The organism is Streptomyces sp. NPDC055506, from assembly GCF_053643595.1.
Window position 1 is genome coordinate 155601 of record NZ_JBSHKH010000001.1, and the last position, 25272, is coordinate 180872.

General features: G+C 70.2%; 18 protein-coding genes and 1 pseudogene. 8 read left to right on the forward strand and 11 right to left on the reverse strand.

The window, feature by feature from the left end:
- Window positions 1–5: 5 nt before the first annotated feature.
- Window positions 6–1133 (reverse strand): ferrochelatase, encoded by a 1128-nt coding sequence (locus ACWIF2_RS00730; protein ID WP_454357830.1) that lies wholly within the window; start codon window positions 1131–1133, stop codon window positions 6–8.
- A gap of 171 nt (window positions 1134–1304) precedes the next feature.
- On the opposite strand from ACWIF2_RS00730, the gene ACWIF2_RS00735 reads away from it, so the two are divergent.
- From ACWIF2_RS00735 to sepH, 3 genes are all read left to right on the forward strand, one after another.
- Entirely contained in the window at window positions 1305–2546 is a 1242-nt protein-coding gene (locus tag ACWIF2_RS00735) for an MFS transporter (protein WP_454357831.1), read from the forward strand.
- Window positions 2506–3825 (forward strand): D-arabinono-1,4-lactone oxidase, encoded by a 1320-nt coding sequence (locus tag ACWIF2_RS00740; protein WP_454357832.1) that lies wholly within the window; start codon window positions 2506–2508, stop codon window positions 3823–3825. Before ACWIF2_RS00735 ends, ACWIF2_RS00740 begins: the two co-directional genes overlap by 41 nt.
- A 504-nt stretch (window positions 3826–4329) precedes the next feature.
- A complete protein-coding gene (gene sepH / locus ACWIF2_RS00745; protein WP_454357833.1) occupies window positions 4330–5379 on the forward strand; it encodes a septation protein SepH in 1050 nt (349 codons plus the stop codon).
- 79 nt (window positions 5380–5458) lie between these two features.
- On the opposite strand, the gene ACWIF2_RS00750 is transcribed toward sepH, so the two are convergent.
- Window positions 5459–6307, reverse strand: a complete 849-nt coding sequence (locus tag ACWIF2_RS00750; protein ID WP_454357834.1) for a sulfurtransferase — start codon at window positions 6305–6307, stop codon at window positions 5459–5461.
- A gap of 252 nt (window positions 6308–6559) precedes the next feature.
- Here ACWIF2_RS00750 and ACWIF2_RS00755 point away from each other — a divergent pair, with 252 nt between their 5' ends.
- Both ACWIF2_RS00755 and ACWIF2_RS00760 read left to right on the forward strand, forming a co-directional pair.
- The gene (locus tag ACWIF2_RS00755) at window positions 6560–7363 is read left to right on the forward strand and encodes a VOC family protein (protein ID WP_454357835.1); all 804 of its coding nucleotides are present in this window, start codon (window positions 6560–6562) and stop codon (window positions 7361–7363) included.
- 421 nt (window positions 7364–7784) lie between these two features.
- Entirely contained in the window at window positions 7785–11300 is a 3516-nt protein-coding gene (locus tag ACWIF2_RS00760) for a helicase-related protein (protein WP_454357836.1), read from the forward strand.
- 72 nt (window positions 11301–11372) lie between these two features.
- On the opposite strand, the gene ACWIF2_RS00765 is transcribed toward ACWIF2_RS00760, so the two are convergent.
- The 3 genes from ACWIF2_RS00765 to ACWIF2_RS00775 form a co-directional block, all read right to left on the reverse strand.
- A complete protein-coding gene (locus ACWIF2_RS00765) occupies window positions 11373–13043 on the reverse strand; it encodes an Hsp70 family protein (RefSeq protein WP_454357837.1) in 1671 nt (556 codons plus the stop codon).
- A gap of 66 nt (window positions 13044–13109) precedes the next feature.
- Window positions 13110–15089 (reverse strand): hypothetical protein, encoded by a 1980-nt coding sequence (locus tag ACWIF2_RS00770; protein WP_454357838.1) that lies wholly within the window; start codon window positions 15087–15089, stop codon window positions 13110–13112.
- 629 nt (window positions 15090–15718) lie between these two features.
- Complete coding sequence (locus ACWIF2_RS00775) at window positions 15719–16126, reverse strand: hypothetical protein (RefSeq protein WP_454357839.1); 408 nt, start codon at window positions 16124–16126, stop codon at window positions 15719–15721.
- Between the two features lie 528 nt (window positions 16127–16654).
- Between ACWIF2_RS00775 and ACWIF2_RS00780 the strand changes: the two genes are divergently transcribed.
- Together ACWIF2_RS00780 and ACWIF2_RS00785 are read left to right on the forward strand one after the other, a co-directional pair.
- A complete protein-coding gene (locus ACWIF2_RS00780; protein WP_454357840.1) occupies window positions 16655–17008 on the forward strand; it encodes a hypothetical protein in 354 nt (117 codons plus the stop codon).
- A 149-nt stretch (window positions 17009–17157) separates the two neighbouring features.
- On the forward strand, window positions 17158–18171 hold the full coding sequence (locus tag ACWIF2_RS00785; protein WP_454357841.1) for an EcsC family protein: 1014 nt from the start codon (window positions 17158–17160) through the stop codon (window positions 18169–18171).
- Between the two features lie 141 nt (window positions 18172–18312).
- On the opposite strand, the gene ACWIF2_RS00790 is transcribed toward ACWIF2_RS00785, so the two are convergent.
- Genes ACWIF2_RS00790 through ACWIF2_RS00805 form a run of 4 tightly spaced genes read right to left on the reverse strand, consistent with a single transcriptional unit; the run spans window position 18313 to window position 23665 of the window.
- Window positions 18313–18963, reverse strand: a complete 651-nt coding sequence (locus ACWIF2_RS00790; RefSeq protein WP_454357842.1) for a thymidine kinase — start codon at window positions 18961–18963, stop codon at window positions 18313–18315.
- A gap of 44 nt (window positions 18964–19007) precedes the next feature.
- Window positions 19008–20204 carry an alkaline phosphatase family protein gene (locus tag ACWIF2_RS00795; RefSeq protein ID WP_454357843.1) on the reverse strand — a complete coding sequence of 399 codons (1197 nt, stop codon included), beginning with the start codon at window positions 20202–20204 and terminating at the stop codon, window positions 19008–19010.
- The gene (locus ACWIF2_RS00800) at window positions 20204–20791 is read right to left on the reverse strand and encodes a DUF5998 family protein (protein WP_382498523.1); all 588 of its coding nucleotides are present in this window, start codon (window positions 20789–20791) and stop codon (window positions 20204–20206) included. The genes ACWIF2_RS00795 and ACWIF2_RS00800 overlap by 1 nt, the downstream gene beginning before the upstream one ends.
- Before the next feature lie 51 nt (window positions 20792–20842).
- Entirely contained in the window at window positions 20843–23665 is a 2823-nt protein-coding gene (locus tag ACWIF2_RS00805; protein WP_454357844.1) for a bifunctional acetate--CoA ligase family protein/GNAT family N-acetyltransferase, read from the reverse strand.
- Between the two features lie 178 nt (window positions 23666–23843).
- On the opposite strand from ACWIF2_RS00805, the gene ACWIF2_RS00810 reads away from it, so the two are divergent.
- Entirely contained in the window at window positions 23844–24125 is a 282-nt protein-coding gene (locus ACWIF2_RS00810; protein WP_003993478.1) for an HPr family phosphocarrier protein, read from the forward strand.
- A 147-nt stretch (window positions 24126–24272) separates the two neighbouring features.
- On the opposite strand, the gene ACWIF2_RS00815 is transcribed toward ACWIF2_RS00810, so the two are convergent.
- Both ACWIF2_RS00815 and ACWIF2_RS00820 read right to left on the reverse strand, forming a co-directional pair.
- Window positions 24273–24968, reverse strand: a complete 696-nt coding sequence (locus ACWIF2_RS00815; protein WP_454357845.1) for a GntR family transcriptional regulator — start codon at window positions 24966–24968, stop codon at window positions 24273–24275.
- Between the two features lie 196 nt (window positions 24969–25164).
- A pseudogene (locus tag ACWIF2_RS00820) lies at window positions 25165–25272 on the reverse strand (M23 family metallopeptidase); the annotation flags it as partial.

Consider the following 25272-nt stretch of genomic DNA (forward strand, 5'->3'; position numbering starts at 1 on the left):
GCTCCTCACGCGTAGGTGCTGTCGGCGCCCGCGGCGGCGGGCCGGGGGGCACGGGCCGGGCAGCAGCCGACCGGGCAGAGGTTGTGGCTCGCCCCGAGGGCGCCCAGGGCGCAGGGGGTGACCTCCTGCCCGCGCTCGGCGGCGGCCCGCTCCACGACCAGCTCGCGGATCGCGGCGGCGAACCTCGGGTCGGCTCCGACGGTGGCCGAGCGGCGCATCGGCAGCCCCAGCTCCTCGGCCTTGGCCTTGGCCTCCGTGTCGAGGTCGTACAGGACCTCCATGTGGTCGGAGACGAACCCGATGGGCGCGATCACGACGGCCGGGACACCGGCCGCGTGCCGCTCCTCGAGGTGGTCGCAGATGTCGGGCTCCAGCCACGGGATGTGCGGGGCGCCGGAGCGGGACTGGTAGACGAGCTGCCAGGGGTGGTCGACGCCGGTGCGCTCGCGGACGGCGTCCGCGATCAGCTTCGCCACGTCCAGGTGCTGTCCGACGTAGGCGCCGCCGTCGCCGTGGTCCTCGACGGGTCCGGAGGTGTCGGCGGAGGCCGTCGGGATCGAGTGGGTCGAGAAGGCGAGGTGCGCCCCGTCCCGGACGTCCTCGTCGAGCTCGGCGAGGGACCGGAGCACCCCGTCGATCATGGGCTCCAGGAACCCCGGGTGGTTGAAGTAGTGCCGCAGCTTGTCGATCTTCGGCGGCTCCAGGCCCTCGGCCTCCAGGGCGGCGAGCGAGTCGGCGAGGTTCTCGCGGTACTGGCGGCAGCCCGAGTAGGAGGCGTAGGCGCTGGTGGCGAGGACCAGAACGCGGCGGCGGCCGTCGCGGACCATCTCGCGCAGCGTGTCCGTCAGGTACGGCGCCCAGTTGCGGTTGCCCCAGTACACCGGCAGGTCGAGGCCGTGGTCGGCGAAGTCCTTGCGCAGGGCGTCCAGCAGGGCGCGGTTCTGGTCGTTGATGGGGCTGACCCCGCCGAACAGGAAGTAGTGCTGCCCGACTTCCTTGAGGCGTTCCTTGGGGATGCCACGCCCGCGCGTCACGTTCTCCAGGAACGGGACCACGTCGTCCGGGCCTTCCGGGCCGCCGAAGGAGAGCAGCAGCAGGGCGTCGTAGGGGGTGACATCGCGCGCGTCTGGCATGGGTCGATCCTGCCACCCTGCACTGACACCCGGGAAACGGCGGGATGACTCCTGTGCGGCGGCCGGGGCCGGGGCGGATCGGGGCTGGTCCGAACGGGTACCCCCGGGGCGTCCCGGAACGTAAGCTGTGTCGACTGCGTTCGCAGCTTACTGAGCCCTTCGGAGACCCCGTTGCCCAGCCCTTACCGCGCCCTGTTCGCAGCTCCAGGCTCCAAGGGTTTCTCCGCCGCGGGCTTCCTCGGCCGGATGCCGCTGTCGATGATGGGCATCGGCGTGGTGACGATGGTCTCCCAGCTCACCGGGCGGTACGGCCTGGCCGGTGCGCTGTCTGCGACCATCGCGCTGGCCGCCGCGACGGCCGGACCGCAGGTCTCGCGGCTGGTCGACCAGTACGGGCAGCGGCGGGTGCTGCGCCCGGCGACGCTGCTCTCGCTGACCGCCGCGGCCGTGCTGCTGTTCGCGGCGCACTACGGGTGGCCGGACTGGGTGCTGTTCGTGGCGTGTGCGGGCATCGGCTGCGTACCGAGCGTCGGCGCGATGATCCGGGCCCGCTGGGCGGCCCTGTACCGGGGCACGCCGCAGTTGCACACCGCGTACTCCTTCGAGTCCGTGGTGGACGAGGTGTGCTTCGTCTTCGGGCCGATCATCTCCATCGGCCTGTCCACGGCATGGTTCCCGGAGGCCGGTCCGCTCCTCGCCGCCTGCTTCCTGGCCGCCGGCGTGTTCTGGCTGACCTCGCAGCGCGCCACCGAGCCCGAGCCGCACCCGCGCGAGCGGCACGGCGGCGGCGGTTCGGCGATCCGCGCGCGAGGCCTTCAGGTCCTGGTGGCCACCTTCGTGGCGACCGGGGCGATCTTCGGGGCGGTCGACGTGGTCACCGTGGCCTTCGCCGACGAGGAAGGGCACAAGGCGGCCGCAAGCATCGTCCTCGCGCTGTACGCGGCGGGTTCCTGCGTGGCGGGCATGATCTTCGGGCTCCTGCACTTCGCCGGGGCGCCGGAACGTCGGTGGTTGCTGGGCGTGTGCGCCATGGCCGTGAGTATGATCCCCCTCCTACTGGTCGGAAACTTGCCGTTTCTGGCCGTGGCGCTGTTCGTTGCGGGACTGTCCATCGCTCCGACGATGATCACGACGATGTCCCTCATCGAAGAGCACGTACCACGTGCGCAGCTCACCGAGGGCATGACCTGGGTGAGCACCGGGCTCGCGGTGGGGGTCGCGCTCGGCTCCTCCGCGGCCGGCTGGGTGATCGACGCGGCCGGGGCGCGCGCCGGGTACGGGGTTCCGGCGGTGGCCGGGGCCGTCGCGGTCGCGGTGGGTTTCCTGGGATTCCGCCGGCTCAAGCGGCCGGCTCCGGGTCGGGGAGGCTCCGTTGAGCAGCACAGCGAACGGAAAGAACGGCACGTGGCGTAACTGGGGCGGCAACGTCTCCGCGCGTCCCGCGCGGCAGGTCACCCCGGCCTCCGTCGACGAGCTGGCCGCGGCCGTGCGGCAGGCCGCCGAGGACGGCCTCAGGGTGAAGGCCGTCGGCGCCGGGCACTCCTTCACGTCCATAGCGGCGACGGACGGTGTATTGATCCGCCCTCAACTGTTGACCGGCATACGCGACATTGATCGCGACGGCATGACGGTCACGGTGGAGGCCGGCACCCCGCTCAAGAGGCTCAACATGGCCCTCGCGCGTGAGGGCCTGTCGCTCACGAACATGGGCGACATCATGGAACAGACCGTCTCCGGGGCCACCAGCACGGGCACGCACGGGACGGGCCGCGACTCCGGCTCGATCGCCGCCCAGATCCGGGGCCTGGAACTGGTCACTGCCGACGGCTCGGTGCTCAGCTGCTCCGAGAAGGAGAACCCGGAGGTCTTCGCGGCCGCCCGCCTCGGCCTCGGCGCGCTGGGCATCGTCACCGCGATCACGTTCGCCGTCGAGCCGGTCTTCCTGCTCACGGCCCGCGAGGAACCGATGCCGTTCGACAGGGTCCTCGCCGACTTCGAGGAACTCTGGGCCGAGAACGAGCACTTCGAGTTCTACTGGTTCCCGCACACCGGCAGCACCAACACCAAGCGCAACAACCGCAGCGCGGGCCCGGAGAAGCCCGTGCCGCAGCTCAAGAGCTGGTTCGAGGACGAGTTCCTCTCCAACGGCGTGTTCCAGGTGGCCAACTGGGTCGGCCGCGCGGCGCCCGCCACGATCCCCGCGATCGCGCAGATCTCCAGCAAGGCCCTGTCGGCGCGGAGCTACACCGACATCCCTTACAAGGTCTTCACGTCTCCGCGCCGGGTGCGCTTCGTGGAGATGGAGTACGCCGTTCCGCGCTCGGCCGTCGTCGACGCGCTGCGCGAACTGAAGGCCATGGTCGACCGCTCCGGCCTGCGGGTCAGTTTCCCCGTCGAGGTGCGCACCGCTCCCGCCGACGACATCACGCTGTCCACCGCCTCCGGCCGCGACACCGCGTACATCGCCGTCCACATGTTCCAGGGCACGCCTTACCAGCGGTACTTCACCGCGGCCGAGCGCATCTTCACCGCCCACGAGGGCCGTCCGCACTGGGGCAAGGTCCACACCAGGGACGCCGAGTACTTCTCCCGGGTGTATCCGCGCTTCGGCGAGTTCACGGCGCTGCGGGACCGTCTCGACCCTGATCGGCGGTTCCGGAACGACTACTTGCGGCGGGTTCTGGGGGCGTAGGCGACGCGCTGGGGGTTGTGTCCCCGGGGTCCACACTCCGCGGTGCGGCCCGAAGCACCGGAGCCCGGCCCGGTATTGGCGCCAAGGGGACCCCGACCGAAACCGATAGTTCCGTTTCTGCTGATTACGTGAACATCCCCACGTTCAAGATCACGAATTGGGGGCATGGGGCGACCAAGTCCCCCCTCTTGCCAGAAGTTGGGCGGCGTGCCAATCCACGCACGTGGCCCAAATGGAGTACTGTGGCGAGCCCTGGGTCCGGTCTCCCATCAGGGTGTACGGGGCCTTTAAGGACCGCCGGGAGGGGGCTAGTTGCACAGGGTGACAGAGTTCGTCACTTAGCGTTGCGAATAGGTAACCGTGCCATAACGGCGATCCAGGGCCCGCGCCCGACACGCCGGGCAACTCGGCAAGGTTGTGGCAGGCTGCACCCGGGCAGGCCACACTCGACTAGCGGAAGCAGCGACGCACGTGACGTCGGCAGGCACCACCCGGGAGGTCCCCATGCCCGAACTGCGTGTCGTGGCCGTCTCGAATGACGGCACACGGCTGGTGCTGAAGGCTGCGGACAGCACGGAGTACACGCTTCCGATCGACGAGCGGCTCCGCGCCGCCGTGCGCGGCGACCGTCCCCGCCTCGGCCAGATCGAGATCGAGGTGGAGAGCCACCTCCGCCCCCGCGACATCCAGGCGCGTATACGAGCCGGCGCGACCGCGGAAGAGGTCGCGCAAATGGCAGGCATCCCCGTCGACCGGGTGCGCCGCTTCGAGGGCCCCGTGCTCGCCGAGCGTGCGTTCATGGCCGAGCGGGCCCGCAAGACCCCGGTCCGCCGCCCCGGCGAGAACTCCGGTCCGCCGCTGGGCGAGGCCGTGCAGGAGCGGCTGCTCGTGCGCGGTGTCGACAAGGACACCGTCCAGTGGGACTCGTGGCGTCGCGACGACGGCACCTGGGAGGTCCTGCTGGTCTACCGCGTCGCGAGCGAGCCGCACTCGGCGAGCTGGACCTATGACCCGCCCCGGCGGCTCGTCCAGGCCGTCGACGACGAGGCGCGCATGCTCATCGGCGAGACCGACGACTTGGCCGCGCCCGAGCCCAGCTTCCCGTTCGTCCCGCGGATCGCCCGGCTGCCGCGCGACCGGCCGCTGGACCGGCCCGTCGACCGTGAGCGGCCCGCCCTGCCCGCGCAGGCGTCCGAACCGCTCGAGGAGAGCACGGCGGCCACCGGCGAGCGGGACTCGCTGACCAGCCTGCTGGAGGCGGTGCCGAGCTTCCGTGGCGATCTGGTGGTGCCGGAGCGCCCGGCGCCGGAGCCCGAGGAGGAAGAACCCCTCGTCATCGAGCCCGAGGAGGAGGAGCCTCCGGCCCCCGCCGCCTCGGCCGGTTCCGCCTACGCGGACGTCCTCATGCCGCGCTCCGTCGGCAGCCACCGCGACCGGCTCATCGGTTCCACCGACCGCCAGGCCGAGGCCGACGGCGTCCGCCCGGGTCGCAGAGCCGCCGTCCCGAGCTGGGACGAGATCGTGTTCGGGACGCGGCGCAAGAAGCAGGAGTAGTCGGCACACGCGGCGTTGACACCGACCCTACGGCCCTGAGGGCCGCGCCTTCCGGGCGCGGCCCTCTGTGCACGCCCGGCTACTGGGGATCCGGCCCCACCGCGACCGGCCGGTCCGGGTCCGAGGACCACTCCGACCAGGAACCCACGTACAGCTCCGCCGGAATGCCCGCGACCGCCAGCGCCAGTACCTCATGGGCCGCGGACACCCCCGACCCGCAGTACACGCCGACCCGCGAACCCTCGGACACCCCCAGCCCCTTGAAACGCTCCCGCAGCTCCTGAGCAGGGAGATAACGCCCGTCCGCCCCCACGTTCTCGGTGGTGGGCGCCGACACCGCGCCCGGAATGTGCCCGGCCACCGGATCGATCGGCTCCACCTCGCCCCGGTACCGCTCCCCCGCCCGCGCGTCCAGCAGCACCCCGGACCGCGCCAACTCCGCGGCGGCGTCGGCGTCAAGCAGCCCCGCCCCGGGCTCGGGCACGAAGTCACCCTCCGCCGGCGTGGGCACGGACTTCTCCAACGGGCCCTCCCAGGCCGGCAACCCGCCGTCGAGGACCCGCACGTCCGGGTGACCCGTCCAGCGCAGCATCCACCAGGCCCGGGCGGCCGCCCAGCCCTGGCCGCCGTCGTAGACGACCACCGGCGTTGCGGACGACACGCCCGCCCGGCGCATCGCGGCGCCGAAGTGCGCGAGGCCGGGCAGTGGATGCCGACCGCCCTCGCCCGGTGCGGAGGCCAACTCCCGGTCCAGGTCGACGAAGACGGCCCCGGGCAGGTGCCCGGTCTCGTAGTCGGCCCGGCCGTCGTACGGCGGCTCACCCGCCGCCCTGGCCGCGGTGAGCTGCCAGCGGACGTCGAGCAGGACCGGCGGGGTGGCGCCCGTCAGATCGTTCGCGAGGTCGGATGCGGAGATGATGGCGTTCATGGCCCCATCCTCGCGCACGGGGGTGGCCGAGCCGTCCGTGTCCGGCTACTCTGCTCGGCCGGACCGGGACGATCACGTGGCGTACGGGACCGAGCACATGCTGTACAGCTGAACGACACGTGCCGATAAGCGCGCCGCAGGGGACAGCGCCCCGCACATCGGGCATTCTCCCGGACACCGGTCGCCCCACAGGGCGGGCCCCACGAGGGCTGCGGAGAGCACGGCCACCGCGAGGCCGAGAAGAGAGTGACAATGACCGACGCACGGGAGTCCGCCGGACCGAACGACGAAGCGCCCCCTCGGCACACGCCCGGCACGCCCTGCTGGGTGAGCCTGATGGTGCACGGGCTGGCCGCGACCGAGGAGTTCTACGGGGCGCTGTTCGGCTGGGAGTTCCGGCCCGGCCCCCAGCAACTCGGCCCCTATGTGCGTGCGCTGCTCGACGGGCGCGAGGTCGCGGGCCTCGGCCAGCTGCCGCCCGACCGTCAGCTGCCCATCGCGTGGACGCCCTACTTCGCCTCCCGGAACGCGGACTTGACCGCTGAGACGGTGCGCAGCCGCGGCGGCACGATCGGCGTCGGCCCGCTCGACGCCTCAGACGCGGGCCGTCTCGCGATCGGCTCCGACCCCTCGGGCGCGGTCTTCGGCATCTGGCAGGCCGCCGCGCATCTCGGCACGGCCGTCTCGGGCGTCCCCGGCACGCCCGCCTGGAACGAGCTGCTGACCTTCGAGTCGGCGAGCGTCGCCAAGTTCTACCAGACGGTGTTCGGCTACGAGGAGGAGCCAGTGGTCTCCGCCGACTTCGACTACGTGACCCTGCTCAGCGAGGGCGAGCCGGTCGCCGGCATCCACGGCCTGGGGCAGGCCCTGCCGCGTGACCGAGGTCCGCACTGGGTGACGTATTTCCAGGCAGCCGACCTCGACGACACGCTGGACCATCTCGTCCACCTGGGCGGGCACGTCCTCAGGCCGGCCCATGACACCGCGCACGGCCGGGTGGCGACCGTGACGGATCCGGAGGGGGCGCGGTTCGCTCTGCTGCAGCGGGAACGCTGAGGTGCTGCCGGGTGTCAGGCGGAGGTCACCGGCAGCACGTCCGGCGATAGGGCATCCATGTGAACTGCGACCTCCTGTTTGCTTGCGGAGATCGCATCCACCCGTAACTCAGCCTGGGGCTTGAGCACTCGGCAAGCCCGAGGCAGAGGACGATAAGTACTGCAGTTCTCGCATAGGGGACGGGCACCTAGTGAGTGCCATTAAGTAGCCTTGCTCTGGCTTAAACGGCTTTGTGATGAGGCAATTAGCTCATGCATGCGCCAGGCAGCAGGAGGCTAGCAATCCCTCTGCTGGCCAACTCGACAGTCTGAACCACTCCGGCCTCCCCCAGGCGGCGGACGCTGATCCGCTTGAGGGCCCGGGGCAGGGTGTCCAATAGCCAGGGGGCGGGATGAGGAAAGCATCAACAACAACCGCAGGGGTGCCACTCGATGACGACCGGCTCCGCCTGCAGTACATCCCCTGGGAGGCGCTCGACGGGACGACCTTGGACGGTCTCAGCGAAGCGCAGCATTTCTTCTACGACAGCCCGGAGCGCTCCGAACGGATCCCGGTGCCCGCGCCACGACAGCAACCGGTGCCGCAAGCACACGGCGGCAACACCCGGAGCGATCTGCCCCGCGGCATCTACGTCTTCGAGTCACGAGCCAACCGGATACTCGTCGGGTTCGCGTTGAGTAAGGGGGCAGCCGCCCGCGCTCCCCAGCTGAAGCGCCTCCGTGACATCGACGACGGTCACCTGCTGCACCGGGCCCTCCTCCAGTACAGGGACTGGTGTACCGCTGTCCCCGAAGAGGTCACACCCGCTTTCGTCCGGGGCGATCTCGTCCGTCTCGCGGGCGGGCGCGAGACCTTCACCGTGGTCAAGGTGACGCCGACGCGGGACGGAGGCGTCCAATACAGGTTGCAGGACGCATCCGGCGGACGCTCACGTATGGCCTTCGAAGAGGATCTTGAAGCGCTTCCGCCCAGTTCGGATGACCCGGAGGATTGGATCCTCCGTCCGCCTGCCCCCGCCGACCGGACCGCGCTCGCCCTCACCCTCGCCAAGCTGAGTACGCCCCTCACCGATGTCGTGTACTCGTATCAGTCGAGCCGCACGGTGTTCAGGCCCTACCAATTCCGGCCCGTGCTCAAGCTGATGAGTTCAGACCGCCAGCGCTTGCTGATCGCGGACGAAGTCGGTCTCGGCAAGACCATTGAAGCCGGCTTGATCTGGAACGAACTGGAGCAGCGCACCCACCTGCGGCGGACTCCGGGACGTCGCGGTGGCACGCATTTCCGAGGGCTCGTCGTGTGTCCCGCCGCACTCGTCACCAAGTGGCAGAACGAGATGCGCGACCGCTTCGACCGAGACCTGCGAGTCCTCGACAAAGACGGCATGGCGAAGCTGGTGGAGCTGTTCCGCAGCGGGGACACCAGCGAGCCGTTCGCCGGAGTGGTTTCCCTGGAACGGCTCCGGCGGGCCGGGCAGCTCGATGAACTCGCCGACCTCCAGCCCCGGTTCGACCTCGTGATCGTGGACGAGGCGCACTACCTGCGCAACGCGAGCAGCCGGAGCCACGCCGCGGCGGCCCTGCTCGCAGACTGGGCCGACGCGTTGATCTTCCTCTCCGCCACCCCACTCAACCTGGGCAACCAGGATCTCTACAACCTCGTTCACCTTCTCGACGAGGCGTCCTTCCCGGAACCCAAGGTCTTCGAGAACCAGCTCGAGCCCAACCGCCACCTGAACGCGGTGGCCGTCGGTATCGCCGAGGGCGGCGCGGATACCACGGACGGCGCTCGAGCCCTGCACTCCCGGCTCATGCGAGTCCAGACCTCAACGTACGGGAAGATCACCGCCCGACGACCGGAGTTCCGGCGTCTCCGGGAACTCTTGGGCACTGGTGAGCCGCTGTCCCCCCGACAACGCGCCGAGGCGCGGCGGTGTATCGCCGAACTCAACGCCCTCGCGGGTGTCGTCAACCGGACGCGCAAGGCCGACACCCCGGACCGCAAGGCTCTGCGTGAGGCCGAGGACGTCGCGGTCCGCTGGACCTCGCAGGAGCGTGCGTTCTACGACGGCCTCCATGCCTGGTGCCTTGAGCGCGCCGCTCGCAGCGGAACGGCGGCAGGCTTCGCCGCGCAGATGTGGCTGCGGCAGGCGGCCAGCTGTATCCCGGCCATGCAGCAGCGGCTGCGGGAGCGTTTCTCGCCCCGGCCGGCTGAGGAGGAGGCCTCCGAGGAACTCCTCTACGGCTCAGAGGTCGTGGACGATTCCGAGGATCCCCCGAACGGCAGCCCTACGAGATCGGCCGCCTTGCCCGAGAGTCTCGCCCGCGAGCTGGTGGAGCAGGCCGACGATCTCTCGACGCTGCGCCCACTGCTGCGGGAACTCCCCGTGGACACCAAGTTCGAGCGGTTCAAGGAAATGCTGCGCGGCGCCCGGACCAAGGGCATGCGGCAAGCGATGGTCTTCTCCTTCTTCACCCGCACTCTGGAGTACCTCGAGGAGAGGCTGACACCCGAGTTCAAGGTACGGGTCATGCACGGCAAGACCCCACCGGCCGAGCGGGAACGCATCATGAAGGACTTCCGTGCCGGCGCGTTCGATCTACTGCTGGTGAGTGAGGTGGGCAGCGAGGGTCTGGACTTCGAGTTCTGCAACGTCCTGGTCAACTACGACCTGCCCTGGAACCCGATGCGGGTCGAGCAGCGTATCGGGCGGCTCGACAGGTTCGGGCAGCAGCACGATAAGATCTTCATCTTCAACATGCAGGTCCCCGGCACCATCGAGACCGACATCTTCCAGCGCCTCTACGCACGCATCGGGGTCTTCCAGGACTCCATCGGAGAACTCGAACCGATCCTGCGCGGGCGCCTCAAGGAATTGCACCGCATCGTCCTGGACCCTCACCTCTCCCCGGAGCAGCGGCGCCGACAGGTCGACCGGATCGCGGTCGCGCGGGTGGATCGCGAGAAGGACCTGGAGAGCCTGAACGAGGCCCAGGCCCTTCTCACCGGCCTGGACGGCCTGCTCATCGAGGGATTCGACGAAACCAGTCCGGGCAGGGGGCGCTATCTGGGCCCCCAGGAGATCCGCGGACTCGTCGAGTGCTTCCTCACCGACAGCGGGTACGGACTGCTGCGTGACGTCCCCCACGAGGACGACCTGGTAGACGTCGCAGGCAGCAGCGACCTGCTCAAAGCGATGTACGAGGCGATGGACACGGGCGCCTTCCCTCACCCTCGCGGGGATCTGCTGGGCAGGCTCAGGAGCGGCTCGCCGACGCGCTTCTGCCTGACCGCGAGCGCCTCGTCGGCTAGCGGGGCTCCGTTGCTCAGTGTCCGCCATCCGCTGGTGCGCACCGCCCAGTGGTGGTACGAGCAGCACCCGGAGCCGCTCCTGCGCTACGGGCGGGCACGGCTGCCCGGCCTGCCGCCCGGCTCCCACTATCTGGTCGAGGTCCGGCTGGCACATACGGACGGCACCCGCTCTCGCCGCGAGCTGTGGACCACCGCAGTCGACATGCGGACTATGCAGGAGGTACCCGAGGTCGGGACGGCACTGCTCACCTCTCTCGCCCGCGGTGAACTCGCCAGTGCCGACGAGCCGTTGCCCGCCGGCGCCGGCATGTTGCTCACCGAGGCCCTGGAGGAGGTGCAGGCCCTCGCGGCCGTACAGGAGCGCACGACCAAGCGGCTCTATGAGGCCGAGAACACGCGGCTGGCCGAAGGCCGTCGAGCCACGGTGAGCGACACCTTCCACGTGAAGATCTCACGGTCCCGTCGTCTCGCCCACGAGGTGAGCCACCCGTCCATCCGGCGCCTCTACGAGAGCCGGGCGACGCACCTGGAGACCCGGCGGGACGCCCTCCTGGCGCAGATGGAGCGGGACGCGCGCTTCAGTCTGTCCACCGAGACCGTCGCCCTCGTCCTCGTCGGGGGCGACTGACCGGCTGGTCGACGGTGATCGAACGGATGTCCGGCGGTGACCCAGGGCTGCTCCGGGCCACCGCCGTGCACCTCACTGCCACGGATGGGAATACACGTCGGTGAATGACGCCCGCTGGTGTACCAGGGTGCCCTTTCGTACCGGCGTCAGACGGATGGCCTCCTGCTCGCCCTTCCGGAGCACGGGCCACCGCTCCACCCTGAAAATCATGGGCCGGGCCGTCGAATCATGTACCACCATTTCGCCGTTGAGCCGCAGGGCGAGCGAGAAGGCTGTTCGCGGGTGAAGTTCGACGCGTAGATACGGCAGTGCAGTACCGTCCACCGAGAAGTCCATCGGTTCCCCGTCCACGGCCTTCGCCCGGAGCCGGCCTTTGGTGACCTGCTGGACATCCGGTGTCCCCCGCCAGCGGTGGGCCAGTTCCTCACCGCGCACCACCCGATGCGGCTCGTAGAGAGGCTGGAAGGCCGGATAGAGCAGTTCGCTGCGCTGGCCTCCGTTCAGGTCGTCCCATTCCAGCACCAGGTCGAAGCCAGGCCGAGGGAGGTTCAGGCGATGATAGTTGTGCACCACCAGGCCGGTCACGACCGACTGTTCCGGTGATTCCAGGGACCTGTCGAACTCCACCTGGGCGTGGGAGAAGTTCTCCTCGAAAAGCCGGCGTACCAGCGGCACCTGGGACATGCCGCCAGCGAGCAGCACATGCTGCACATCAGTCGCCAGCTCCCGCAACTGCATACGCTTCAGACGCCCGATGTCAGGTGTAGTGCGCCGACGCAACCGGGCCTCACACAGGGCGGCCCTGACGTACTCCAGGGCTTCCAGCATCTGTGGCCGGAACGCCTCCTCCAGCCGCCCGCGCGTGTAGGTCAGCAGAGGCAGATTAGTGTATCCGCCGCCGACCGGGACCGCCTGTTCGTCGTACCGTGTGTCGGAGAGCAGCACCTTGAGCCGTCGAGCTGCCGCAAGGATCAGCGCCCTGACGGTGGCGGGGTCCGGCAGTCGGTCCACCGATATGCCCTTGGCCTCCAAGTCCTGTTCCAGATCCCGGGCGATCCGGAGGTCCAGATCATCACCGGCCCTGGCCACACCCCGCGCCGAGAGCACGGTGAGTTCGGGGGCGCCGTCCTGGAGCGACTCGGTGACCTCGACCACGGCGATATCGAGGGTGCCCCCACCGAAGTCGAAGACCAGTGTGGTCCCGTCTGGCCGTTCCTCGCCGAGTTCCCAGTAGAGCCCCTCCGACCAGGCGAGTCCGGCGGCCACAGGCTCGTCGACGACGTCCCCGACGGCCAAGGGGATTCCCGCCGCCCGGGCCAGAGTGGCGATCCGCCTGCGTCGCGGTCCGTCCCAGATGGCAGGGCAGGCCAGACGGAAGTGGGCGTCCTCGGTGTCTGCTCCGGCGGCCCGGGCGCGCAGCAGCACGTGACTCAGCAGCCGCTCGATCATGGCGTCCGCCGAGTGCCGGATCGTGCCCGCCCCTTCCCGGCCCGGTAACTGATTCGGCGTCAGATCGAGAGTAATGCACTGTTTCACCGACCGCAGCGCCGAGGCCCCTGCCGCCGCCTCGGCGCCTTCGCCGAACAGAAGCTCACCGGAGGCAGAGACGGCGATCACACTCGGCATCCAGGATGTACCGTGACCGATCGGCACGATTTCCGGGGAGCCGCCGGGAAGCCGCTGGCTCACCAAGGTGGTCGCGGTACCGAAGTCGATGCCGATCAAGGGCTTGTCGTGCTGCACCGATGTCCTCCATGGACACTGGCTGCCGGGATCCTCGGTCCCGGCAGCGGAAATCAACTGTCTCGCCTACTGCTCGACCCCGCGGACGATGGCCTGTTCCAGCACGATGGGCTCGGGCTCACGCGGGCCCTGCCATACGAAGCCGGGCCGCTCCACCACCACCCGTGCCGCCGGTCCGCCGGGGGCCCGGTGAATCACCGGGTCGTAGTCCGTCTCTTCTCCGAGTGCCCCGATGTCCAGCACCCCGGCTACTGCCGCGCGTGCCAGTGTCCTGCGGTACAGAGCGTTCGCCGGCCCTGTCTCCTCCCCCTCGTGGACCGCCTGGTCCGCGACTTCGGCGAGGACCGTGGCGAGCACGCGCAGCGTGTCGATCCTGGCCTGCCGCAACTGCGCCTGCGACGCCCCGCGTGTGGTCTGCCGGGACTGTCGCAGCTCGTCGTCCCGCCGCCGGAGCTGACGTGTCATCGCTTCGGCCCGCTGGGCCGCCTCTTCCAGGTCCCGCTGGGCCGATTCCCACTTGCTCTCGGCGGCGTTGGCACGCGTCTCGGCCTCGGCGCGGTGCTTCTCCTCGTCCGCGATGCGGAGTCGCAACCGGTTCGCCGCCGCTTCCGCGTCGGCCAATGCGCCCGTCGTGGCCCGGCGCTGCCGCTCGAACTCGGTCCGGGCCGCTTCGGTGGTACCGCGTTCCTCCTCCAGCAAGCGCTTCAGTGCCTCGATCTCGGCCTGCGGGTCCCGCTCGGGCTCATGCGCCGCCTTCGGTGTCTCGTCCGGGGCGTCCGCCTGGAGAGGCTCGTCGGTCGCGATCGCGGCCTCTGCGGGCTCGACGTTGCCGGCGTCGCCTCCACCCTCGATATCCGTGGACTCGCTTTCCTCCACAGACACCGCGGGCACTTCGGGTACGACTTCGCTCTCCCGAGCTTCCTTCGTCCTCACGCCGTCACCGGTAACGTCCGCCTCCGCACCTTCGGTGGCTTCGGCCACCGCGGCGGCCTGGGCTGCTCTGGCTGCTTCTCGAAGCTCAGCAGGAATGTCCGGATGGTCGGCTACGTGCTGGGCCCACTCCCGCACGGGTCCGTTCTGTTGCCCTGATGCACGGGGATCTGCCAGCAGCATGCGGGCCCGGAAAGCCATCTCCTCCGCGAAGTCCAGCCATGGAAGGTCGTCCTCCTTGGGCCGCTTCCTCAGTACCGTCTTCAGGAGGCCTTCGGCCCTGGTCGCGAGAGGGGGCAACCGCTCATCTTGGTTCTGTGGGTCCTCGAACCCGGAGCTGACGAACAACGCCTGCTCGAAGCACTCCATCGCCGTGCGCAGGGCGTTCCACGCGTGCTCTCCACTGAGAGCCTTGACCGCCTTGTCCGCCGCGAAACTGAACGCGGGCATCGCGACGAGGGGGACGAGCAGCGGCAGGAGTTCGAGGGAAGACGGGATCTCCGCCGCTTTGATCGCGGACGGGCTGGGTTCGCTGCCGGGGAGCACGATGCGGCTCCGGGCGCGTGACATGTCGATGATGTGGTCGACGGCGATCAGACGGATTTCCTCAGGGACGCGCTCTGGATTGAACTTGCCCCACTGGCGCGGCCACTCGGTCACGGGCACGCCGCGCGCGTGTGCCGCGAGGAGTTCGTACGGTGACAGCGCGTCGAGCCCGGCGAACACAGCGGCGTGCAACGACTGCTTGGTGTGCTTCGTCTTGCGGGAGTTGCTCACCAACGCTGCGAGCGCCTCAGTTGCTGGCAAGTTCCTTCCAGAGTTCGACGCCCCACTTCCGGCTCCATCCCACCGCAAGCCATTTGGTCCGTCTTTCCTGACATTCGGTACAGCCAAGAGCAACCGACGCGTGTGGCCCCACTGGCCATCGGCGATCTCTCGCGTGTCGATACCCAGCCCTTCGACTTGCTTCCGCAGTGCGGTCATAGTGGTCCGCTCACCCGTTTCACGGAGCAGTTCCACCAGCACCTTCACAGGGTTAACCTCGAACTCGCTTTGTAGTGCATCAAGGTCGGTGGCAGCCTTGTGCCGGATGGTGCCCGGGACGAGCGTTCTCACAGACTCCGGTACGGGTAGGGACAAGTGCTCTCTCTCGCCCCCCTCCCACTCAACGACGACCTCCTTCTCATCCAGAGCACGAACGGTACCTACCCGGCGTACGACACTGCCGTCGCATTGCTCAACCAAAGATCCGATTTCCACAGCGCGAAACCTTATCGGCCCTTGCGGCGGCTCCGGCGGTCCGGAGCCTGATAGTCCTCTAAGTACCCGCCTGCTGCGCAAACGCCACTACCACGCCGGCTACGGCGAGTTCCGCGACGAGCGTCCCGACGGCCGCCCGCCAGGCGTGCACCTGAGCGCGGCGTGGTCCGATCTCGTCGTGGTGGTACTTGCAGCCCTCGCTGAGCCGGTTCAGAGGGCGTCGACGCGATGGGCCAGGGCTGGGCCCGGCGTAGTGGCGCAGACAGAGCAGCTTCGCGCGCATGCTGATCGTGCCGAGCCCGGCTTCCTCAGCGGTGAGGGTCGCGTCGACGGCCGCTTCCAAGGCGATCCGGAGTGCGTAGGCCGCCCACGGGCACGGCCTGCCGGGGTCAGAAGGCCGCCGCCGTCCAGGCCTTCGGCGAGGAGGGCGTCGGCGGTCGCGAGGAGGGCGGTGATGATGTCGGCGCCGGTGCGGGTGGCGGGCATCAGGCGTTCACCTCCGGGGTGCGGACCCGGGCGGCGAGGGCCTCGACCCTCCTGACGAAGGCGATCGGGTCGTGCGGGAGGAAACCGTCGGGGTGGGCGCCCTGCTGGCACTGGTGGATGAGGGTCGTGCTCTCGTTGCCGTAGATGGTGCGCAGACGGCTCCGGACCTCTTCGTCGGGGTGGACGAGGCCGTCATCGCAGAGGGCGAACGACGCGAGCGGGATGAGCCGTTCGGTAGCGGCTATGGCGGACTGGAGGTGTTCGGCAGACTGCCCGGTGCGGTTGCGCCGGAGCCAGGCCGCCTCGACGATCGCCGTGCTCAGGGCCTCGCGGCACAGGGACGGCAGGACGTGACGGAGGGCCGTCTCAAGGCAGTTGGACCAAGGTCGGCTGACCTGGCGCCGCACATGCCGCCGCGCTCGTGGGGGACGCGGCGGACCCAGGGCGGGTCGGCCGGGCAGAGCCCCTGACCGCCCGACCCGCCCTTCCCCTCCGCCTTCTGCCCACCATCCATACCGGTACCCGAGGTTCCTGGCGGGTCACGCTCTCGGCGGGTGGAGCGCTGGCCGAGTAGCGGCGGGGACGGAACCGTGGCCGAGTTCGACATCCGTGTGCGTCCCCAGGCCCTCCGCTGCACCTCGCGCCTCGTGACCTCACCCTCCGTAGCAAAAGGAAATCCCACGATGTCCGTCCCGCAGCAGCAGCCGCACACCTTTCCCCCGAGCACAATTCCCGAGAAACCCCGGGGTCACGCCCGAGGAGTCGGTGTCCGCGTCCGCCTCCGTCTCCCTCTGGTCGCGACTGTCGCGCGGCCCGGTCCTCGCGATCGGGGCCGGCTCGGCGCCGCCGTCGTGGGAGCGTGCTGGGCGGGGGTCTCGCTGGCCGGTGGCAACGGGGCCGGCACACGCGAGGCCGGTACGACCGGTTCGCCCGCCGTGAGAACCGAACAGGACGAAGACGTGGAGGGGCCGTTCAGCACCGACGGGACCCTCACCGTCGCCGGGATCGGTGCGGGTCTGGAGCCCGAGGAGCTGTGCTCCGGGACGGGCGGCTACTCCGACATCGACTTCGGCACCCAGGTCAACGTCACCGACGCCGGAACCCTCGTCGCCGTGGGGAGCCTGGGCTTCGGCGAGAAGACGGAGCTGGGCTGCGAGTTCCCCTTCACGGTCGGCGACATCGCGCCGGGCTCGAACTTCTACACGGTCGAAATCTCCCACCGGGGTGGTCTCACCCAAACCGAGGACGAACTCCGCGCGGGCGGCCTCGCGTTCACTCTCGGCGACTGAACGGTCAAACTACCCAGGGCAACTGCTCATTTTCTTCCCTGAGCATCCCTGCTTCTTTCGAAACTAGGCACTGAATGATGCACCTGGCCCACGTGTCGGCTGATAGTGCACCGTGGAACCGGCGATCACAGTCGAAAGGGAGAACCTCAATGAGCACGTACGCCGCCCCACTCGTCGACGATTCGATCCCGATGAGCGCGTACGAGAGGCAGGTATGGGACGTACTCAACGGGCATTGGCAGCGCCGCGACGACCGCCGTGGTCTGCCGAACTGGGCGAGCAACGCGCTCGGCCGCACCGGTGAGGCCGCGGGAAACGCCGCGAGACGGGTCAAGGACGCCGTGCCGGAGGCGGTCGCGGAACCCATCCGTCGCGCAGGCGATGCAGTCGCCGACACGGCCCTGCGACCGGCGCTCGCGGGCGCGGCGGCGTTGCTCGAGCTGGTCAACGACAAGGCCATGGATCTCAATGACCCGAAGAGCGTTGAGGAACTCGCCCGCAAGCAAGGCCTCGACATCAACAGTTTCACTGAACTACGGCAGCAGGACCTCAAGGTCTGTGACCGGCTGCTGACCCGCAACACCCTCAAGTGGCGGACCACCGGCGCGTTCGAAGGTGGCGCCATGGGCCTGCTGGCTACGGTCCCCGTCGCCGGTACCCTCACCGCGATGACAGCGGACATCCTCGTCGTCCAGGTCCTGAGCACGTCGATAGCAGTGCGCATCGCGTACTCCTACGGATACGACGCCAAGGACCCCAAGGAGCAGGACTTCATCCAGCGCCTGGTACAGCGGTCCTTCATGGCCCAGGCGGCCAAAGCCAGGCCGTTGCGCGACGTCGCACGGGCGGCGGACGCGGTCAAGGGACGTGTGAACTGGTCACAGAAGCTGCGCAACGACCACCGCCTCCTCGCCGCCCTCGAGAAGGTGATGAAACAGCTGGGCCCGGCCGGCTCCAGGGTGCCCGTCAAGAACGTGGCCAAGGTTGTGCCGTTCGTGGGGGTCCTCATCGGTGCCGGCATGAACTCAGCGATCCTCGGCAGGGTGGCCGCCGACGCCCAGCGGTACTGCCAGACCCGGTTCCTGTGCGACAAGTACGGGCTGCCGCTGCCGGCCGTACTGGCGACCGGCTGGGACGACGACTCCCAGACCGACACCATGTGAGTGACGGCCGCCGGGTCCGCGATGCTGCCTTTCGGGTATCCGCCCACATGAGACGTGCCGGTAGAGGGCTTGCCGAGGAATTCCGAGCTCCTTGGTCGCAGAGGAGGCACGGCGCCGGACGGCTTCGCCTCCCGGACGGGCTCAGGCCGAAGTGATTGGCAGCACGTCCGGTGACAGGGCCGCCGCGCGGGCCGTCGCCGCGGTCATCCGGCGGCGGTGGTGGCGGCGGCACAGGACCTCGTACCCGACCTCGTCGCCGGAGTGGGTGACGTCGCCGACGACCACCTGCGCGCCCTCGACGACCATGGCGCCGCCTATGGTCCGGGCGTTGTGCGTGGCGCGGGCGCCGCACCAGCACAGGGCCTCGACCTGGAGCACCTCGACCCGGTCGGCCAGTTCGACCAGCCGCTGGGAGCCGGGGAACAGCTTGGATCGGAAGTCCGTCGTGATGCCGAAGGCGTAGACGTCCAGGCCCAGGTCGTCGACCACGCGCGCGAGTTGGTCTATCTGCTCCGGCGCGAGGAACTGCGCCTCGTCGGCGATGACGTAGTCCGCGCGGCCGCCCTGCGAGAGGTGGTCGACGAGGTAGGCGTAGAGGTCCTGTCCGTCCTCGACCTCCACCGCGTCCGTGACGAGGCCGAGGCGCGAGGACAGCTTGCCCTCGCCGGCGCGGTCGTCGCGCGAGAAGATCATGCCTGCCAGGCCGCGCGCCGAGCGGTTGTGCTCGATCTGGAGAGCCAGCGTCGACTTCCCGCAGTCCATCGTTCCGGAGAAGAACACCAGCTCGGGCATGGGAAGGTGAGCACCTTTCGGTGAAGCGGGGATGTGGCGGGACGTCAGGAGCGTACTTCGAGCAGGGGGACCAGCTGCTCGGCAGGGGTCATCGAACCGTGGTTGCCGACCATCGCCGACTCGTTGGGCTCCCGCTGGGAAGCGGTGATCAGGACGTCGTCCCGGGCGGCGGCGACCACGTCGCCGATACGGCCGTACACCCGCTCGTCGATCCGCGGGCCGAACCAGCCCGCCGCGATGGCCTCGTCGCGTGAGGCGACCCAGAACTGCTCGCCGAGCACCTCGCGCCAGCAGGTCAGGACGTCGTTCGCGGCACCGGGTACCGCGTAGACGTGCCGGGCGCGGCCCTCGCCGCCGAGCAGGGCGACGCCGGCGCTCAGCTCCCAGTCCTCGTCGAAGTCGATGCGGTGCTGCTCGTCGAAGGGCACGTCGATCATGCCGTGGTCGGCGGTGACGTAGAGGGCGCTGCGGGGCGGCAGTTGCTCGGCGAGGCGCTGGACCAGGCGGTCGGCGTACATGAGCTGGCCGCGCCAGGTGTCGGAGTCGACGCCGTAGCGGTGGCCTGCGCCGTCGACTTCGGCGAAGTACGTGTACACCAGGGAGCGGTCCCCCGCGGCCAGTTGCTCGGCCGCCAGGTCGACGCGGTCCTCGCCGGGCAGCCGTCCGAGGAACGTTCCGCCGCTGAGCGCGACCTTGGTCAGCGGGGTGTTCTCGAAGGTCGGGGACGACACCTGCGCGGCGTGCACGCCCGCCTGGTGGGCCAGCTGGAACACCGTCGGGTACGGCTGCCAGGGGCCGGGCGGGGCCCACGGCTGCCAGCGCAGCTGGTTCATCAGCTCGCCGGTGTCCGGGTTGCGCACGGTGTAGCCGGGCAGGCCGTGCGCGCCGGGCGGCAGGCCGGTGCCGACGGAGGCGAGGGAGGTCGCGGTGGTCGCCGGGTAGCCGGCGGTGAGGGGGCGCCCGGTGCCGCCGCGTGAGGTGGCGAGCAGGGACGCCATGAAGGGGGCGTCCTCGGGGTGCGCCTTGAGCTGCTCCCAGCCGAGGCCGTCGATCAGGAACACGCAGTTCCGGTCGGCGGGGGTCAGCTCGGAGATCGCGGCGGTCATTCCCGGCACGCCCATGCCGGCGGCCAGGGTGGGCAGCAGGTCGGCGAGGGAGCCGCTGCCGTACTCGGGGACCGGTGCGGAAGCGACGGTGAGCGGTTCGGGATAGTGGTCCCAGGCCGTCGTGGGCTGTGCCATCAGCGGGTGGCGTCCGCGGTCGCTTCGGAGAGGGCCTGCGCGAAGGCGAGTGCCTGGCGCACGGTCTCCGGTCCGTCCCCGGCCTCGCTGACGCGCAGGCTGAGGTCGTCCGCCGTCGAGTTGCCGGTGTAGCCGTGGTCCGCCTCGCAGTTGGGGTCGCCGCAGGCGGCCGGCTCCAGATCGATGCGGGAGACGGCGCCCCAGCCGATGGTGAGGACGACCTCGCGGGGCAGGGTGCCCGGCTTGTACGACTCCGGGTTGGCGACGACCCGGCTGACCACGATCGACGAGATGCGGCCGATCTTCACGGACTCCGTCGACGTCGTGGCGTACGGCGTCGGGGAGGTGCCGTCGGCGGCCTGCTCGTCGGTGTGGCTGACGATGAAGCGGTTGTCCGTGAGGACGAGCACCGTCACGTGCCGCCGCACCTCGTTCTGGTCGAACGTCGTTTCCTGGTGGACCAGGTACGACCGCATGGGCTCGCCGCCCACGGCGGCCTCCACCGCCTCGGCCACGAGGGCCGGGTAGTAGCCGCTGCGCTCGATCGCCGCCCGCAGCCCCTGGGTCGTCGTACTGGTCTTGGCCATGACGCCCATCCTACGGGGGCCCACTGACTGCGAGGCACAGCTCGCCCCCTGTCAGTACGCGGGGAGGGTCCGGGGGCCGAGGTCGTCGCGGGCGGGGGGTGTCGCAAGGCGGACGGAGGCGCCCAGGACGCTCAGGCCGTGCGAGGCGACGACGACCGGCTCCAGGGTGACCGCGACGACCTCGGGGTGGTCGTCCACCAGCCGGGACACGCGCAGCAGCAGCTCCTCAAGGGCGCGGGTGTCGGCCGGTGCGGAGCCTCGCCAGCCGAACAGCAGAGGAGCGGTGCGGATCGACCGCACCAGGGAGCCGGCCTCCCGGTCGGTGACGGGGATCAGCCGGTGCGCGGTGTCCCCGAGCAGCTGTGAGGCGGCTCCGGCGAGCCCGAAGGAGAGCACGGCTCCGGCCGCGGGATCGATGACGGCGCGTACGACGACGTCCACTCCGCGTGGCGCCATCCGCTGCACCACGGGGCGCAGCTCGTCCGGTGCGCCGAACAGCTCGGTCAACTCGGTGTACGAGCGCCGTAGTTGTTCCTCGTCCGCGAGGTCGAGGCGGACGCCGCCCAGGTCGGCGCGGTGCCGCAGGTGCGGGGCGGTGGCCTTGAGGGCCACGGGATAGCCGAGGGCGCGGGCGGCCTCGGCGGCGGCGTCGGGGGTCGGGGCGGGGAGGGCTCGGTGGACGTGGATGCCGTAGTGGCCGAGCAGGTCGCAGGTCTCTTCCGTGCCGAGTGTGAGTCCCTGCCCGCGTGCGAGCAGCCCGTCGATCAGTGCGGCGGCGCCCCTTTCGTCGATGTCGTCGTACTCGGGCACCTTGCCGGGGTCGGCGGCCTCGCGCCGCCACTGCGCGTAGGTGACGGCCTGGGCGAGGGCGCGGACGGCTCGCTCGGCGGCGGGGTAGGCGGGGATGAGGTGGGCGCCGTCGGGGGCCTCGACGGCGGGCGGTCGTTCTTCGGCCAGCGATGAACGAGGGGCGGTTTGCGGAGGGATGTCCGTCTCTGCCTGCGGTGCCGTGCTCGCCGCCGCCGAGAGGGCCTCGGCCAGGCCGCCGAGCTCCACGTGCACGACCAGGACGGGCTTGGCCGGGAAGGCGGCCGACGCCGACCTCAGGGCCTCGGCGAGGGCCGCGTCCGCGACCGAGACCTCCCCCACCGCCGGTATGGCCGTGACGACGACCGCGTCGCACCGGTCGTCGGCCAGCGCGCGCGAGAGGGCCGCGTGGAAGTCCGCCGCGGACGCCGCCGTGGTCAGGTCCTGCGGGGGGTGCGGCCGCAGGCCCTCGGCGAGGCACGCGTCGTAGGTGAGCAGGCCGAGCGACTCGGAGTTGCCGAGGATCGCCACCCGGGGCCCGGCCGGCAGGGGCTGGCGGGCGAGGAGCAGGCCCGCGTCCACCAGGTCGGTGATGGTGTCGACGCGGATGACGCCGGCCTGCCGCAACAGGGCCGAGACGGTCTCGTGCGGCAGCCGGGTCGCCCGGACGGCGTGCCCCTGGGGAGCGGCCGCGTGCCGCGCGCCCTGGACCACGACCAGCGGTTTCGCCGCGGCCGTCCGGCGGGCGAGGCGGGTGAACTTGCGGGGGTTGCCGATGGACTCCAGGTACATGAGGACGACGTCGGTGTCGGGGTCCTCGTACCAGTACTGGAGTACGTCGTTGCCGGAGACGTCGGCCCGGTTGCCGGAGGAGACGAAGGTGGAGACGCCGGTCACGCCGGTGACGCCGCCGCCGCGGCGGTGCAGCCGGGAGAGCAGGGCGATGCCGATGGCGCCGGACTGGGCGAACAGGCCGATCCGGCCCGGACGGGGCGTCTCGGGGGCGAGGGAGGCGTTGAGCCGTACCCGCGGGGAGGTGTTGATGATGCCGAAGGCGTTCGGCCCGATGATCCGCATGCCGTACGTGCGCGCCTGCCGCACGAGCGCGCGCTGGTTCTCGCGCCCCTCGAGGCCGCTCTCGGCGTACCCGGCGGAGACCACGACGAGCCCCTGCACACCGTGCTCGCCGCACTCGGTGACGACCTCGGGGACATGCTCGGCCGGTACGGCGACGACCGCGACGTCGACCGGGCCGTCGATGTCGCGCACCGAGCGGTGGGCCGGCACACCGTCGAGCTCCTTCTGCCCCTCGGGGAGCGCCTTGTTCACGGCGTACAGGCGGCCGGTGAACCCGGCGTCGCGGATGTTGCCGAGGACGCTGCGGCCCACGCCGCCCGGTGTGCGCCCGGCGCCGATGACGGCGACCGAGCCGGGCGCGAGCAGCCGCTGCACGGACCGGGCCTCGGCGCGGTGTTCGCGCGCGTACTGCACGGCGAGGGAGCGGTCGGTGGGTTCGAGGTCGAACTCCAGACGGACCACGCCGTCCTCGAAGCTGCGCTTCTGGGTGTACCCGGCGTCCGTGAACACCTTGATCATCTTGTTGTTGGCGGGCAGCACCTCGGCGGCGAAGCGGCGGATGCCACGCTCCCGGGCGACGGCGCCGATGTGCTCCAGCAGGGCGGAGGCGACGCCGCGGCCCTGGTGGGCGTCCTGGACCAGGAAGGCGACCTCGGCCTCGTCGGCCGGTGCCGACGCGGGCGTTCCGTCGGCGCCGATCCGGTCGTAGCGTACGGTGGCGATGAACTCGCCGCCGACCGTGGCCGCGAGTCCCACCCGGTCCACAAAGTCGTGGTGCGTGAAGCGGTGGACGTCCTTGGCGGACAGGCGAGGGTACGGCGCGAAGAAGCGGTAGTACTTCGACTCGTCGGAGACCTGCTCGTAGAAGCTGACCAGGCGATCGGCGTCATCAACGGTGATGGGCCGGATGCGCGCGGTACCACCGTCGCGCAGCACCACGTCGGCTTCCCAGTGGGCGGGATACTCGTGCCGGTCCGGCGAGGTCTGCATGGGCCCCAGAGTACGGCTAGCGCCTGACAACGGGCGCGAGGCAATCTGTGGAGGGCGTCAGTCGGGTCGAGGCCGCGATCCGACGGCACCCCGGGGCGGGTCATCAGGACCGCTCCGGACAGCTTCACGTTATGGGAAACTGGTCTAGACAACCCTGAACACCGAAGGGCAGCAACACATGGCTGAGCGCCGCGTCAACGTCGGCTGGGCCGAGGGCCTCCACGCCCGCCCCGCTTCCATCTTCGTCCGAGCCGCCACGGCCGCAGGCGTCCCGGTGACGATCGCCAAGGCAGACGGCAACCCCGTCAACGCGGCCTCCATGCTGGCCGTCCTCGGCCTGGGCGCCCAGGGCGGCGAGGAGATCGTCCTCGCCTCCGACGCCGAGGGCGCGGACGCCGCCCTGGACCGGCTGGCCAAGCTGGTCTCCGAGGGCCTGGAGGAACTGCCCGAGACCGTCTGAGTATTTCCCCGCGCCCGACCCGGCGCACCCTGAAGGGCTCGTCCGAATTCCTCGGGCGAGCCCTTCGCCTTTTCCGTGCATTTCCTGCCGGCGGGCAGCAGAAATAATCTCCCGCGAATTTCCCACTCTTTGTATACGGCTCCCGTGTTAATGCCGCAGGCTTGCCGTGTTTACGGCATGTTGCGAGTTCCTCACACGCTCGGCACGCTCCCCCGCGGAGCCGAAACGCAGCCGGTGCGCGGCCGTCGAGCGCTCGGTGTGCAGCGCCGTGACCGCCCGCGCGCGCTCGCTGTCCCCGCGCGCCACCGCGTCCACGATCGCGCCGTGCTCGGCCCAGGACTCCACGGGTCCGGCCGGTGGATCCACCGCGTACATCCAGGCGATCTTGTGCCGGAGCTGGGTGAGCATCGAGGTCAGCGCGGGGCTGCTGGAGGCCTGGGCGAGCGTCTCGTGGAACCAGCCGCCCAGCGAGCGCAGGTCGTCGCTGTTGCCCCGGCGGGCGCGCTCCTGGCCGAGCCTGACCAGGCCGCGCAGGACCTTCAGATGGGCCTCGGTGCGGCGCTGGGCGGCGCGGGCGGCACCCAGCGGCTCCAGCAGCATGCGCATCTCCAGCAGGTCGGCGGCCTCCTGCTCGGTGGGTTCGGCGACGCACGCGCCCGCGTGCCGCCGGGTGACCACGAAGCCCTCGGCCTCCAGAGTGCGCAGGGCCTCCCGGACGGGGACGCGCGAGACGCCGTAGCGGCGCGCGAGAAGTTCCTCGGTGAGCCGGCTGCCGCGCTCGTAGACACCCGCGACGATGTCGTCCCGGATGGCCGTGCACACCGAGTGCGCGGGAATACGCATGACCGACCTCCGCTTAATCCCCGTGAAACGTCGACTGGTGACGTGTGTTCCGTGACTCTATTGCAATGAGCCGGAATTTCCGACGGCGGGCAGGAATCCAGGGATATTTTTTGGACAGTCGGCCGTGGCGAACGCCGAAAGCCCCGGCTCGGGGAGCCGGGGCTTTCGGGAAGCGGAGCAGTCGCCGTCGGGCGTTTCAGACGTCCACGCCGTGCGAGCGGAGGTAGGCGACGGGGTCGATGTCGGAGCCGTACTCGGGGCTGGTGCGGGCCTCGAAGTGCAGATGCGGTCCGGTGACGTTGCC

What these genes read in the sequence shown, in the direction of transcription:
- ACWIF2_RS00805 (WP_454357844.1), bottom strand. Translation starts at nt 23,665, where the DNA reads ATGCAGACCTCGCCGGACCGGCACGAGTATCCCGCCCACTGGGAAGCC.
- ACWIF2_RS00755 (WP_454357835.1), top strand. Translation starts at nt 6,560, where the DNA reads ATGACCGACGCACGGGAGTCCGCCGGACCGAACGACGAAGCGCCCCCT.
- ACWIF2_RS00790 (WP_454357842.1), bottom strand. Translation starts at nt 18,963, where the DNA reads ATGCCCGAGCTGGTGTTCTTCTCCGGAACGATGGACTGCGGGAAGTCG.
- ACWIF2_RS00730 (WP_454357830.1), bottom strand. Translation starts at nt 1,133, where the DNA reads ATGCCAGACGCGCGCGATGTCACCCCCTACGACGCCCTGCTGCTGCTC.
- sepH (WP_454357833.1), top strand. Translation starts at nt 4,330, where the DNA reads ATGCCCGAACTGCGTGTCGTGGCCGTCTCGAATGACGGCACACGGCTG.
- ACWIF2_RS00785 (WP_454357841.1), top strand. Translation starts at nt 17,158, where the DNA reads ATGAGCACGTACGCCGCCCCACTCGTCGACGATTCGATCCCGATGAGC.
- ACWIF2_RS00800 (WP_382498523.1), bottom strand. Translation starts at nt 20,791, where the DNA reads ATGGCCAAGACCAGTACGACGACCCAGGGGCTGCGGGCGGCGATCGAG.
- ACWIF2_RS00750 (WP_454357834.1), bottom strand. Translation starts at nt 6,307, where the DNA reads ATGAACGCCATCATCTCCGCATCCGACCTCGCGAACGATCTGACGGGC.
- ACWIF2_RS00795 (WP_454357843.1), bottom strand. Translation starts at nt 20,204, where the DNA reads ATGGCACAGCCCACGACGGCCTGGGACCACTATCCCGAACCGCTCACC.
- ACWIF2_RS00810 (WP_003993478.1), top strand. Translation starts at nt 23,844, where the DNA reads ATGGCTGAGCGCCGCGTCAACGTCGGCTGGGCCGAGGGCCTCCACGCC.
- ACWIF2_RS00815 (WP_454357845.1), bottom strand. Translation starts at nt 24,968, where the DNA reads ATGCGTATTCCCGCGCACTCGGTGTGCACGGCCATCCGGGACGACATC.